The organism is Ochrobactrum sp. BTU1, assembly GCA_018798825.1.
Classification (GTDB): Bacteria; Pseudomonadota; Alphaproteobacteria; order Rhizobiales; family Rhizobiaceae; genus Brucella.
Genome location: CP076357.1, coordinates 778,469 through 792,500 on the forward strand (window position 1 = coordinate 778,469; position 14,032 = coordinate 792,500).

Below are 14,032 nucleotides of genomic sequence, written 5' to 3' on the forward strand. Positions count from 1 at the left end.
CTTGGAGATAAAAATTGGGAATTCTATCGGGATATAAAGTCATCGACTGTTCAATCGCGATGGCCGGTCCATTTGCAACACAGCGGCTTGGCGATCTCGGAGCGGATGTCATCAAGGTGGAGCCGGTGACCGGGGAATGGCAGCGCCACGTTTCTGCTGGGGGAGCCTCTGGCAACAAGATCAATGTGTCATTTCTCTCTCTCAATCGGAACAAACGGTCTTTGGCAATCGATCTTAAAAGCGACGAGGGCAAAGCGGTATTACTTGACCTGATCAAAGATGCGGATGTCTTCTTGCAAAATTACAGGCCAGGAGTAGCAAAGCGACTAGGCGTTGACTACGAAGCGCTTTCCAAGATCAATCCAGGTTTGGTCTACGTTTCCATGTCAGGTTACGGAGAGGAAGGGCCCTATGTAGACCGGCCAGGGCAAGACCTGGTCTTGCAGGGGCTGTCGGGTGCCATGTTATCGGCAGGGCGGGCCAATGAAGCTCCCAATGCAGCTGGACAATACCTCGTTGATGCCGTTACGGCTTATACAGCCTTTGAGGGTGCACTGGCGGCCCTGCTCCACAAGGAGCGGACTGGCGAAGGTCAGTTGGTGCAGGTTAACATGCTTGATGCCATCGTCACGCTTCAGATGCAGGAACTTTCCGTATTCACGGTTGGTGGCCGTCCGCAGCAGCGATCAGCCGAACCACATGCGCATGTTTATATCCGGGCGCCTTACGGGGCTTTCGCAACGTCCGACAGTTTTATCATCATTGCATTTCCGCCTTTGGCGAAATTCGGCCAAGTGATCGGAGAAGATAGCTTTTTGACGATGAATGACGAAGATGACAGTTGGAAATACCGAGATGAAATCTTCGCAAGAACACGACAGCGTCTGAAACTGAAAACCACCGATGAATGGATGCGCCTTCTGCGCGAAGCCGATATCTGGTGCGGCCCGGTTTATGGTTATGAAGACCTGCTTGACGATCCACAGATTGCTCATAACGGAACCTTTGTAGAATATGACCACCCGACGGAAGGGCATATCAAAGCGCCGGGATTTCCAATCAAATTTTCGAAAACACCGTCCAGTGTGGATCGTGGCGCGCCGATTATTGGGCAACATACCGATGAAGTTTTGCGCGAAGCCGGGTATGACGAAGCAAAAATTCAAGCTTTAAAGCAGTCTGGTATCGTTGTCGCAGGAGTATTGTGACAATGTCAGCGCCGATCATGGGCCTCACCTGGGATCACCCTCGCGGTTACGATGCTCTCGCGGCAGCGGCAAGGTATAGTGCAGCCAGTATCGAGATTGACTGGCAAAAACAACCTTTGGAAGGTTTTGAATCGTCGCCTATAGCAGACCTATGTTCCCGCTACGATCTGGTGGTACTCGACCACCCGCACCTGGGCGAAGCCGTCGACTGCAACTGCCTATTCTCTCTTGAGGAGATTTTCGAGCCTTCCGAGCTTGCAAAACTTCTTGGGACAAGCATCGGCCCGTCGGCCCGCAGCTACGCAATGAATGGCAATCACTGGGCCATTCCGCTTGACGCAGCGACGCAGGTCAGCGCCTGGCGCAGCGATCTGATCGAACCAGACTCCGTAGGGCTTTGCTGGAATGACGTCAGTAACCTATCTGCAGATACGGGAAAGGTCGCCCTTTCTTTAGCCGGCCCTCATGCACTGCTGAGCTACTTTTCTATTCTCGCTTCTATGGGAAAACCGGCTGATCCGGATTGCGAAGTGCTTATCGATGAACAAGGAGGAAGAGATGCTTATGAGTTGATGATGGAGTTGGCGCAGCGAGCTCCCCGCAACACAATACATCTCAATCCGATAGGCATTCTCGAACATATGTCTATAAACTCCGACATAGTGATGTGTCCGTTGATCTATGGCTATGTGAACTACGCGAACAGGTCAAATGTCTTGGGGCAGAGAATCTCCTTTTCAAACGCGCCTACGTGGTCAGCGGGAGGAATGCCCGGTTCCACATTGGGAGGAACCGGTATTGCTATATCAAGGCGAAGTCCGATAACCCCGGAGCTAAAAGCTCACTTGTTATGGTTGATGAGTGAAGAGGTGCAAACAAAGTTTATTCCTCGACACCACGGACAACCATCCTCAGAAAGTGCATGGGGTGATGTTACTCTCAATCACGAATGGTCTAACTTTTACTCAAGCACATTTGACAGTGTATCTCACGCCTACGTGCGCCCGCGCTACAATGGCTACATATCCTTCCAAACGAACGGATCAGCGTATCTACGAGAGTCTGTGCTCGAACGAAGGTCATGGCGAGATGTATCAAACGGGTTACAGGCACTCTATCGCGCGAGCTTAAGCCCTTAACGACAAAAGCTACCACTCAATCGACCGTAGCGGGCAAGGCACTGGGCTGCAATCAGCCGCCCGGTCTTGTTGTTTTCACGAATTCAATCATCCTGGGGAGGAGTTACTATGAGCGTCACGCAAATTGAGCGCATCAACACCCGCAAAATAGATAAAGGCTTGGACGAAGCGAAAAAATCTTCCGAGGTTCGCAGGGCTGTTACGTCGGCTCTAATCGGCACAGCCTTAGAATGGTATGACTTTTACATCTTTGCTACAGCGGCAGCATTGATTTTTAACCGCATTTTCTTTCCGGATTTGTCACCCCTTGCAGGCACGCTTGCAGCATTCGGGACCTATGCCGTTGGCTTTTTTGCCCGCCCGTTGGGCGGAATTATCTTTGGTCGTATTGGCGATCTTCATGGGCGCAAGATAGTCCTTGTCGTTACGCTCATCATGATGGGTTTCGGCACTATGCTCATAGGTTTGCTACCAACTTATGCATCTATTGGGATCGCAGCACCTGCACTTCTAATTGGCTTGCGCATTATTCAAGGTTTAGCCGCGGGCGCCGAGTTTAGTGGCGCGGTCACGCTCGCCGCAGAGTATGCGCCAGTTAATAAACGCGGTCTTTATGCAAGTTTACCTACGCTCGGCGTATGTCTCGGAACATTGTTGTCGGCAGGCGCATTCTTTGCAGTAAGTAACTCCATGTCCGATGAAGCCTTCATGAGTTACGGCTGGAGAATTCCGTTTCTGCTGAGCATTTTTGCTGTCATCGCCGGCATTTTTGTGCGGTTGAAAGTCAATGAATCTCCGACATTCCATAAGCTTAAGGAAGAGGGAAAGACATCCGACGCGCCTATCCGCGATATGATCGAGGACTCTGGGCCGCGCTTCTGGATGGCCTTCGCTGCACGCTTCGCAGAAAATGTCTCAGGCTATCTTTTTCAGGTTTGGACATTGTCCTACATCACGTCTCAATTGCTGATTGATCGCAACATAGGTTTGACGGGTGTATTAATTGGTGCAGCATGCGGAATAATCACAATTCCACTCCTTGGTTTTGTTTCCGATCGCATAGGTCGAAAGCCAGTTTACCTCTTTGGCGCCGCGCTGTTCACGTTTGGGATTTATCCGTATTTCTGGCTGCTTAACACCCAAAACCCAACGATCATCGTCTGCACAATCGCATTTTCTATCGCAATTTCAAACTACTCGATGCTGTCTGTTCAAGGCGCGTTCTTCAACGAATTGTTTGGTGCACGCACGCGCTTCACAGCAATTTCTATCGTTAGAGAAGTCTCTGCAGTATTCGCTGGTGGAATCGCACCATTCATAGCGACTGCTTTGTTATCATGGGGAAGCGGCAGCTATATTCCTGTGGCGATCTACGCAACGATAATAGGCTTGATTACGCTCATTGGTGTGGCAATGGCTCCTGAGACCAGAGGCGCGGACCTGAACCGACTTTAGCTGCAACTATCAGCATATCGCTGCGAGGATGCACCTAGGTCTGCCATTCACGAAAAACTGGCACTTAAGGGATTAAAGCCTCTTTTGCATCACGCAGTATCAGTCTGTTCCCCAAACGATAGTTCCTCGGCCCGTTCCGCACGGCCGAGGAATACGTCTCAGATCTTCGGCCGCACCTTTTCGTCTTGTCGAACCTGTCCGCTCACGTACGCCTTCTCGCTGCAAGAATGTCGGAAAACCGCTTGAGACCCTGCCGCTCGGTCGCGGCAAGGAACTCCTTCGCCGAAGGAACGGTCTTGCGCAAGTTCTGTCGCGCCCGCTGGATGCTGGCAACCAGCGCCTCGGGAGCGACGGTATAAAGCCGGATTAGGAACTCGTCCGGCGAGATGCTGGTGTTTGCGATCATCGGCATGCAGCTTCTCGGTCAGGCGGCGGCCGATCTGGTTGAGCACGAGGCGGATCTGGTTGAGCACGAGGCGGATCAGTGGCTTGGTGCGCGAGATGTCGGAGGGCGGTACAACGAGGTAGAGGGTGGCGGGACGCGGATCGGCGACGAGATCGGCAATCCGCCAGTCGCAGCCCGCCGTAACGGATGCGACCACCGGATCGCGGTAGAGGCCGAGGAATGACATGGCTGTGGACAGTACGCCAGACCGCTCATTGTCGGACTTGTTGAGCAGCTCGCGTGCGGTGGACGCGACTACGGCATGAACGCCTGCTTCGCCCACATGCGCCGTTGCCATCATCGCCTTCAGCGTCGCCTCTATGGTGCGCCGGGGATCGGACAGCAAGCCCGCAACGCCACCGAGCGTTTTGTAGGCCTCGGCGTAGAGGACATGCAGGATGGTGCCGGCCAGCAGTGAATGGCTGGTTTTTTCCCAGTGATTGCGCTTGTCGAGCGAGCCTTCAGGATCGACCAGCACGTCGGCGACGTTCTGGACGTCGCGCACTTCCCACTCGCCGCGCCGAACCTCCAACAATGGATTGTATGCGGCGGAGTTCGCGTTTGTCGGATCAAACAGTAGGACGCGGCCATGCTTGGCACGGAAGCCTGCGGTGATCTGCCAGTTCTCGCCCTTGATGTCGTGGACGATCGCCGAGCCCGGCCAAGTCAGGAGCGTCGGCACGACGAGACCCGACACCCTTGCCGCTTCGGGTTGGCGCGAAACAATGGATGTGCTCCGGCCCGTCGTGACGCAGATATTTACGCTCCAGTTTACCGAGAACGACGCCGTCTGCACCGAGCAGCCCCGCCGCTTTCTCCTCCCGAGGCTCGGCCCAGCGTGCCGAACCATGTGTCTCTGCGCGCTTGATCTCTCTCGCGCGCCAGACCGACATACCGATCGCGACCGCAATCGCGATGAAGCCCCCGGACGCGGCGATGACGGCGCCATGGTTGAAGATCTCCGGCGCATAGGCGTCGTAAGAATATCACCACCAGAAGAAGGACGGGGGCAGGAGAAGGGTAAGCCTAGCACGGTGAACCAGGGGGCCCGAGCTGTGCCTGAAACCCAAGCCTCCATGCGACATATTCAGTCGCGCCCCAGGTGGTGGCGAGCTCAATCAGAAGGACGGTGAGGATCTGGCCCCATAGGATCTTCGTCGCGGTCGCGGTCATAGAACACCTCCGCAAAAGCGAAATGTCGATCGAACAGGCAATTTTCTGAAAATCAATAGTATCTTCAATGACTTCGTAGTGTAGCGAAGAATTTGGCTGAAAAGACGGTTTCAGTCTCTCTGCCTCGGTGATGATCATGCGTCCGGTGTGGGGGTCGACTCGCGCCGACGATCACGCGCGGTTCGCGTTCTCCCCGTCATCCTTACCGGATCGACAGTCGGTGACATTTATTCACAAAATCATCCAATGGTGATAGATATTCGCGAAGGGTAATGGTTTTGCGCAGCCGAGGCATGACCCGGTGATCGGTTTTCGCGAGGATGACGATGGGTGAATGGCTGACGCAGACGGTGACGGAGTTTCACGGGCGAGCACTACCGGAGCGGGGAACCCCTGCCGGCTATGCCGCGCTGATAGCGCGTTACGACCTTGTCGTCCCGCTGCCGGCCCGTGTCGCCGCCATCGCCGAACGCCATCATCCCACCTCTTCCGAAAGCTGGCTCATGCTGACGCCGCGGCACCGCCCGGAACCGGCTCTTGCGGAGCAACTCGGTTTCGCGTTTCGATATGAGGGTATCGATCTCCAGGTGCTGCGCTTCCTGTTCGATGCTGTCGCTCCGGCGGAGATCGAGACGATCGTGCGTGCGACGCCCACCGGCGCTTTCGCACGGCGTCTGTGGTTCCTTTATGAATGGCTGACGGGCCGCCAGCTCGATCTACCCGATCCGGGCAAGGTGCGACTGGTTTCGGTCCTCGACCCGGATCGGCAATATGCGCTAACGAACGGCGATCCCTCACCCCGGCACAAGGTCTCCAACAACCTGCCGGGAACGCCCGCCTTCTGTCCGCTCGTCCGCAAGACACCGGACCTCCTCGCCTATAGTGAGAAGTCGCTAGGCGACCGGGCGCGCGAGGCCATGGGCCGCGTCCGTCCCGATCTGGTGGCGCGGGCGGCGGCCTTCATCCTGCTCAACGACTCCAAGTCCTCGTTTGCGATCGAAGGGGAGCGGCCCTCGGGGCAGCGCGCGGCGCGCTGGGGGCAAGCAATCGCCCAAGCCGGAGCTAGGCCGTTGAGCCTTGCCGAACTCGACCGCCTGCAACGCGTCGTCATCGGCGACGCCCGCTTCGTCCGTCTCGGCCTGCGCAACGAAGGCAGCTTCGTCGGCGTCCACGACCGCGAGACCAACATGCCTGTTCCCGATCATGTCAGCGCCCGGCACGAGGATCTTCAAAGCCTGGTCGGCGGACTGATCGCGTTTGCCGATCGCGCGGCGCGCGGCGCGATGGACCCGGTCGTAGCCGCCGCCTGCCTTGCCTTCGGTTTCGTCTACGTCCACCCTTATGTCGATGGCAATGGTCGCCTGCATCGTTGGCTCATCCATCATGCGCTCGCGACGGCCGCTTATAGTCCGCCCGGACTGGTTTTTCCTGTCAGCGCCGCAATCCTGCGCAATATCGACCGCTACCGGGCGGTGCTGGAGTCTTGGTCGGCGGCGCTGCTGCCGTTCATCGAATGGCGCCCCACCGCATCGGGCAACGTGGACGTCCTAAACGACACGGCGACTTTCTATCGCTACTTCGACGCCACGGCGCATGCGGCTTTTCTCTATGCTTGCGTCGAACAGACGGTCGAATTCGATCTGCCGCAGGAGGTTCACTTTCTCCAGGCGTTCGACACCTTCTCGGAGAGTGTCCAGCAAATCCTGGACATGCCGACAGCGCAAGTCGAGTTGCTGCATAAGTTCCTGGACCAGAACGACGGACGACTGTCCCAGCGCGCACGCACGAAGGAGTTCGCAGCGCTGGACGATGCCGAGGTTGAGCGGATAGAGGCGAACTATGCACAGGCGTTCGATCGTGATCGTGTCTGACGCTCGACGGGACGTCCAGATATGGTCGTTGTCAGAGGCTAAGTCCAAGTTCGCGCTTGCGTCCGAGACCCCATTCGATACCGCCGCCCTCCTTCATGACTCCGGGGACGTACCGGCCAAGCCTTTGCTCGATCTCACTCGCCCTGGGGACGAGCTGGAAGCCGAGCCCGTCATCGATCATTGCGAAACGGCCGGAGGCAAGGACCAATTGACGGCGATAGGTGCCTTCGACCTTTACGCAGGCCGCTGCCTTGACGTGCCGCTGCCCTGTCTCGGCCGAGAGCTGCCCACCACTGCGTCCAATTCTCGCTGACGCAGCGTCCTGATAAGACCGGGTTGCAGGAGAGTGCGCTGGCCCGCGCGACGGGCGAGCCCCTCGCTCACCAGATGTTCGGTCCGCGCCTGCATGGCATCGCTCATCTCATGGCCAAAGCCGCCCCTCGACAGCGACATGTGCTCACGCTCGACAAGGCGATGGTCGAGCCAGCTAGCGCCGGGTGCGGAGATCTGTTCCTTCCGAGCGCGTTGCCAGCACGAGCGTCGGGCGCGGATCATCGGGCTGACCGAAGCGCCGGACCTCGACGATCCCGCCGTTGGGCGGCGCGTGCTCTAACGCCTCAATGCCATGAAGGCGGACGTGATGGGCTCGGCCATCGGTGCCGTCGATCACGGCATAGGCCTCGCCGGTCAGCTCGTCATGCAGGCCTCGGTCGACAAGCCGGCCGATGATCGGCGCCCCGGCCCCGCCACTGTCGATTACAAAGTCGGCTGGACCGCAATCCTGGCCTCGCTCGGTGAAAGCGCGGTGCATGGTTTTGATGATGTCGCCTCGCATCCCAAGATCGCGCAGCCGCTGCTCGGCATCGAGCTCGATCATCCATTCGCCGGGCGCGGACGACGAGGCAAGCCCCATCGTTTCCAGATGCTGGAGCCGGCCGACCATGAGGCGACCGATCTCGGGATCGTCGAGGCCGGTCCGTTCTGGCCGCAGGTCGATTAGCCCGACATGCAAGGAGCCTGCTCCGTAGCAATTCGCATCCAGCTCGACCGTACCTCTGTCGCTTGATCGTCTTGAGGCGATTGATACGGCCTTCGACCGGGCTGGTGCTCCATGAGTGGCGGATCGCTGCTTAAACGGCGCCGACATCGCGTCGAATTCCCTTCGCCAAGCTGTCCAGTTCAGTCCCCATCGAGTCGATGATCCACTGGTCCAGTGCAACTTCGTCATCACCTCGGAGAATTGCGGCCAGGCGACGAGCCAATTCACTGGCGATCTGTAGTTTTGGCGTGTTCTCGAACAGATGGTGGTGGAAGCGCTGGCTGGCCTCATCGAGCTTGTCCGGGTTCTGTCCTAGAAGCCATGTGCACGTGCGGCGCGAGGGCACGCGGTGATCAGATTTCGACAGAATGGCGGGGGGTGTACGCACAGGCCGGCCTCTATAGGAAGCTAACCAGCGGTAGAAGGTTGCCTTACCACCTCGGTACCCAAGTTTGCTGGATTTCTGCCAGCAGAACCACCTCCTCATGCGTCCCTCTTGCCAACGCCGCTCAAGATGGTTTCGAAACGGTTCCATGCAGGAGCGTTCGGCGGGTGGTCGCCGGTGCTCCGATTCGCCACCGGCGGCAAGCCAGCGTTCAATCGTTCTAATGCCCATACCTAATTTTGGGGCTATTTGCCGGGGAGATAACCCGGCTTGCCGTAGGCCAGAGATTTCAACGTAACATTCGTGACGCTCGTCTCGTCGTTGCTGTCGTAGGTTCACATTCGAGACACGCTCAACTAATTCCTTTTCGGTGTCTTTCTCGCCATCCAATTCGGCAATCCAGGCGCTCGCGGCTGTACGAACGGCCTTGCGATGGCGCCCTAGGACAAAACGGAGCGCGTCACCAATATTATTGAGGAGATGCCAGCGATCAGCAATCTGTGTAGCTTCCGGTGCGCCTCGCCGCCCCCCCCTCGGCGTAAAGCCCGGCGCGGTCTCGGGCGATGATCTCGATACCGGGATGGCGCTTGAGCCAGGCGGCTACCGAGGCTGCGTTACGATCCGGTAGGAGATCTAAGACGCGTCCGCGCCCTAGACCACAAATGATTGTGCCGTAACGTTGCCCCTTACGCCATGCCCAGTCATCGATACCAATGACCCGTGGCGATTGCGCCGGCTCAAATTCCGCCGCCTTAATCATGCGCAAAAGCGTGTCGCCGCTTACGGGCATGGCGAGCTTGTGCGAAAGGCGGGAACCCGGTTCGCCTCCAGTGGCAAACCCAATGGCCAACTGGCTCTGTCCGCATCTTGTCGTACGGCGGGCTCCTGGACGAACAAAATCGGGTAGCCTTTCGGTGAATATCTGCTGCGCACATTCCGAGTTGCTGCAACGTAATCTCCTGGTACCAAGATGGACTTGAACAACTCGCCCATGCCAGGGCAAGTCTGCAAACCGTCGAGAATAACGGCTATGGAGGCGTTTGCTGCTATGGCCGCAAGCTGGGCAAGCCGAACTTTCCACATTGGATCGGGCGATAAGCACCACCTTGCTCGCCTCAGGTCGAATCTGAACGATGGTCAGCGTCTGCGCGAACTTGTTGGCGGCGGGCAGTATGCCTACCGAGGGCGCCTTGTCAGCCAGTGGCACGAGTGCCGCCGCCTTGTCCGCTGGACTCTTCGCTGCATAAGACTGGAAAAGCGTCAGGTCGGGATGACGGGCGCGCATTTCATCGCCTTGCTCGAACCAGTGGATCGAGCCGTGCAGCTTGTAGAAATGCAGAAACTTGTCGAAACGGCGGACACGTCCTTCCGCCACCTCGCCGGGATAATAGATGTCGAGCCCATAGACGGGCGGATCGAAGCGCGCCCCGTGAACCCATCGAAGTACTGGACGCCCAGAAGTTCCAGCGCCTGTTCGAATAGGGTGTCGTGGTTCAAGGTGAAAAGATGGGTTCGGCCGAGATTGCTGTCGCGGGCAACCAGTTTTGAGAGAAACCCCAATTGGGGTGCGATCCCCTTTGCCGAAGTCGCGGACGTGGTGTCTGGCAGTGATAGCGCACATTCCGAGAAGATGGCGATCCGCAGGCGGCGAACGAACCAAGCCAAGTCGGCGTTATTTGAGGCAGGCGTTTCTGGCCAAGTGACAGCAGAAAATGGTGCACCAGCAGATTCGGCGACGACCAAGGCGTTGGCGAAGAAGGACAGCCATGCCTCAAAACCTATTGGAGCACCAAGAAAGTCCGCAAACGCCACTGCATTCTAGCGCGATTCTATGATGGGCGCGATAGAGGGCGGGAGGTCGGGCAGCGCTTCAATGGTTGCGAGAACGTACTTCTCCAGATTGGCCATGGTCTTGCCGCACGTTCCTGAGAATAGTTAGAGTTGCCGCACCGTTGGTTACGTCGATGGTATGCAAGCAGATTTCAATTCATCGTTTTAGAATCAAAAAGCCCGGCGACAGTTTGCCACCGGGCTTTGAGTGTTTAGAGCGCGTTTCGATCTGATCGCGCTCTAATTTTCTGTTTTAACGCGCATCGTTGCCCGAAAGCCGTTTCACACCTTTCGGGATGCGCTCTAGATCAGGCCTTCTTCTTTAAGAGCCTTCTGTACGGCAGGACGCGCCATGACGCGTTCGCGCAGAGCAAGAGCCTTCGGATAGGCGCTAAGATCGACCTTCAACATAAGGCCCCAACCGATGATGACGGATACATAGGCATCGGGTTGGGTAAAATCGGCCCCAAGCCAGAAGTCGTGGTCGCTTGAAAGCATCGCTTCAAGCTGACCCATGCGACGATTGATGGAGGCAATCACCGTGGTCTTTGCTTCCTCCGTCAAATTGGGCGCGAACAGACCGCCGAACGCTGTATGCAGATCACCGCAGAAGCCGAGTGCTTCCTGCAAACGAGCACGTTCAATCGTGCCATAGGCAGGCTTGAAGGCTGCAACATCTGAATGATCGCCGATATACTGCAGAATTGCTGCGTTCTGCGTAATCACGACACCGGGCTCAACCTCGATAGCAGGTACTGCACCACGCGGATTGATTTTCAGGTAGTCGGCACCACTCGCTGTTTTCTTTTCCTTGAGATCGACCACTTCCAGTTCATAGGAAAAGCCTGCTTCGCTAAGCACGATGTGGGGTGCTAATGAACATGCGCCGGGTTTGTAATAGAGCTTCATCACAGTCTCCGTTGAGATGGTTTCGCTTGGGCTTCTATCAGTTTGCTACGGGGCGACAAAATTCTTTGCTATCACGATATTGGGATATGGATTTGCTGGTGTCGTGGCTTTGTTGGATGACTTTGCCCTTTAGCCTTCTTCATCATCTATCAGAAACGGCAAAAGCCCGGCTGCATTTGCGCCGGGTTGTTTGATTTGCTTTATGTTTTGGAGATTTGGTTGCGGGGGCAGGATTTGAACCTGCGGCCTTCAGGTTATGAGCCTGACGAGCTACCGGGCTGCTCCACCCCGCGCCAGGGTGTTTATTATGAACCGGTTGGGTATTTTTTCGCGGTTGCCGCGTTGAGTGTCTGTTTTGTATTGATTTGAGAAGATGGAATTATTTGTGTGCTTAGCAGACCTGGCAGCGACCTACTCTCCCGTGTCTTAAGACAAAGTACCATTGGCGCTGGAGCGTTTCACGGCCGAGTTCGGAATGGGATCGGGTGCAGCCGCTCCGCCATAACCACCAGGTCGGCGAAGAACACAAATATGAGAAGCTGTTGTCTTTCGTGCTTTTATCATCATCAAGCTTTGCTTGATGGATATTGTAAATGGGAGTGATCAAGTCGATCGAGCTATTAGTACCGGTAAGCTACATGCGTTGCCGCACTTCCACACCCGGCCTATCAACGTGGTAGTCTTCCACGGCTCTGATAGGGAATACTCGTTTTTAGGTGGGTTTCCCGCTTAGATGCCTTCAGCGGTTATCCCGTCCGTATATAGCTACCCTGCTATGCCGTTGGCACGACAACAGGTCCACCAGAGATACGTCCATCCCGGTCCTCTCGTACTAGGGACAGATCCTATCAATATTCCTACACCCACGGCAGATAGGGACCGAACTGTCTCACGACGTTCTGAACCCAACTCACGTACCGCTTTAAATGGCGAACAGCCATACCCTTGGGACCTGCTCCAGCCCCAGGATGCGATGAGTCGACATCGAGGTGCCAAACAACCCCGTCGATATGGACTCTTGGGGGTCATCAGCCTGTTATCCCCGGCGTACCTTTTATCCGTTGAGCGATGGCCCTTCCACGCGGGACCACCGGATCACTATGACCGACTTTCGTCTCTGCTCGACTTGTCAGTCTTGCAGTCAGGCAGGCTTATGCCATTGCACTCGACGAACGATTTCCGACCGTTCTGAGCCTACCATCGCGCGCCTCCGTTACTCTTTAGGAGGCGACCGCCCCAGTCAAACTACCCACCATACACGGTCCTGGACCCGGATAACGGGCCGCAGTTAGACATCCATATAGATAAGGGTGGTATTTCAAGGATGACTCCACAATGGCTGGCGCCACTGCTTCAAAGTCTACCACCTATCCTACACATGTCGACACGAATGCCAGTGTAAAGCTATAGTAAAGGTGCACGGGTCTTTCCGTCTAACCGCAGGAACCCCGCATCTTCACGGGGAATTCAATTTCACTGAGTCTGCGTTGGAGACAGCGGGGAAGTCGTTACGCCATTCGTGCAGGTCGGAACTTACCCGACAAGGAATTTCGCTACCTTAGGACCGTTATAGTTACGGCCGCCGTTTACTGGGGCTTCAATTCAATGCTTGCACATCTCCTCTTAACCTTCCAGCACCGGGCAGGCGTCAGACCCTATACGTCGTCTTGCGACTTCGCAGAGCCCTGTGTTTTTGGTAAACAGTCGCTACCCCCTGGTCTGTGCCACCCTCATCTAGTTGCCTAAACAAGGGTCACGCTTCTTCCGAAGTTACGCGTGCATTTTGCCGAGTTCCTTCAACGCAGTTCTCTCAAGCGCCTTGGTATTCTCTACCAGTCCACCAGTGTCGGTTTAGGGTACGGTCTATATGCAGGAGCTATTTCCTGGAACCGCTTCGCTGCACATTCAATCCAATAAGAATGTACAACACACGCAATCCGTCACTACCTGCAGGCCCACGAATATTAACGTGGTTCCCATCGACTACGCCTTTCGGCCTCGCCTTAGGGGCCGGCTAACCCTGCTCAGATTAACTTTAAGCAGGAACCCTTGGACTTTCGGCGAGGGAGTCTCTCACTCCCTTTATCGTTACTCATGTCAGCATTCTCACTTCCGATACCTCCAGGATGTCTCACGACTGTCCCTTCACAGGCTTACGGAACGCTCCGCTACCACGCACATACGTGCATCCACAGCTTCGGTGTATGGCTTTAGCCCCGGTACATTTTCGGCGCAAAGACCCTTATTTAGACCAGTGAGCTGTTACGCTTTCTTTAAATGATGGCTGCTTCTAAGCCAACATCCTGGTTGTTTTGGGATCCTCACATCCTTTCCCACTTAGCCATAACTTAGGGACCTTAGATGGTGGTCAGGGTTGTTGCCCTCTTCACGACGGACGTTAGCACCCGCCGTGTGTCTGCCCAGTAGTACTCCCCGGTATTCGGAGTTTGATTAGGATCAGTAAGACGGTGAGTCCCCATAGCCCATTCAGTGCTCTACCCCCGGGGGTATTCGCTGGACGCTCTACCTAAATAGATTTCGCGGAGAACCAGCTATCTCCAAGTTTGATTGGCCTTTC

7 protein-coding genes, 1 tRNA gene, 2 rRNA genes and 2 pseudogenes (1 of these 12 only partly in view) are annotated in these 14,032 nt (G+C 56.1%); 4 read left to right on the forward strand and 8 right to left on the reverse strand.

Annotated elements, in window-relative coordinates; all coding sequences use genetic code 11:
* Nucleotides 1–14 precede the first annotated feature (14 nt).
* The 3 genes from KMS41_27085 to KMS41_27095 all read left to right on the forward strand — a co-directional run bounded on the left by KMS41_27085 (nucleotide 15) and on the right by KMS41_27095 (nucleotide 3,802).
* On the forward strand, nucleotides 15–1,208 hold the full coding sequence (locus KMS41_27085) for a CoA transferase (protein QWK81462.1): 1,194 nt from the start codon (nucleotides 15–17) through the stop codon (nucleotides 1,206–1,208).
* A 17-nt stretch (nucleotides 1,209–1,225) separates the two neighbouring features.
* A complete protein-coding gene (locus KMS41_27090) occupies nucleotides 1,226–2,347 on the forward strand; it encodes a carbohydrate ABC transporter substrate-binding protein (protein ID QWK81897.1) in 1,122 nt (373 codons plus the stop codon).
* Nucleotides 2,348–2,455: 108 nt separating this feature from the next.
* Nucleotides 2,456–3,802 carry an MHS family MFS transporter gene (locus tag KMS41_27095; GenBank protein ID QWK81463.1) on the forward strand — a complete coding sequence of 449 codons (1,347 nt, stop codon included), beginning with the start codon at nucleotides 2,456–2,458 and terminating at the stop codon, nucleotides 3,800–3,802.
* A gap of 383 nt (nucleotides 3,803–4,185) precedes the next feature.
* Here the strand turns inward: KMS41_27095 and traG are convergent.
* Nucleotides 4,186–5,420, reverse strand: a pseudogene (traG, locus tag KMS41_27100) (IncP-type conjugal transfer protein TraG).
* A 326-nt stretch (nucleotides 5,421–5,746) separates the two neighbouring features.
* On the opposite strand from traG, the gene KMS41_27105 reads away from it, so the two are divergent.
* A complete protein-coding gene (locus KMS41_27105; GenBank protein QWK81464.1) occupies nucleotides 5,747–7,291 on the forward strand; it encodes a Fic family protein in 1,545 nt (514 codons plus the stop codon).
* Nucleotides 7,292–7,322: 31 nt separating this feature from the next.
* Here the strand turns inward: KMS41_27105 and KMS41_27110 are convergent.
* From KMS41_27110 to KMS41_27140, 7 genes and pseudogenes are all read right to left on the reverse strand, one after another.
* Nucleotides 7,323–8,438: pseudogene (locus tag KMS41_27110) on the reverse strand (DUF3363 domain-containing protein).
* The gene (locus KMS41_27115; protein QWK81465.1) at nucleotides 8,422–8,718 is read right to left on the reverse strand and encodes a hypothetical protein; all 297 of its coding nucleotides are present in this window, start codon (nucleotides 8,716–8,718) and stop codon (nucleotides 8,422–8,424) included. Before KMS41_27115 ends, KMS41_27110 begins: the two are co-directional and overlap by 17 nt.
* A 487-nt stretch (nucleotides 8,719–9,205) precedes the next feature.
* A complete protein-coding gene (locus KMS41_27120; protein QWK81466.1) occupies nucleotides 9,206–10,090 on the reverse strand; it encodes an ISL3 family transposase in 885 nt (294 codons plus the stop codon).
* 758 nt (nucleotides 10,091–10,848) lie between these two features.
* On the reverse strand, nucleotides 10,849–11,454 hold the full coding sequence (locus KMS41_27125; GenBank protein ID QWK81467.1) for a glutathione S-transferase family protein: 606 nt from the start codon (nucleotides 11,452–11,454) through the stop codon (nucleotides 10,849–10,851).
* Between the two features lie 216 nt (nucleotides 11,455–11,670).
* A tRNA-Met gene (locus tag KMS41_27130) sits at nucleotides 11,671–11,747 on the reverse strand.
* A 105-nt stretch (nucleotides 11,748–11,852) separates the two neighbouring features.
* Nucleotides 11,853–11,967, reverse strand: a 5S ribosomal RNA gene (rrf, locus tag KMS41_27135).
* 86 nt (nucleotides 11,968–12,053) lie between these two features.
* Nucleotides 12,054–14,032, reverse strand: a 23S ribosomal RNA gene (locus tag KMS41_27140) (it continues 832 nt past the right edge of the window).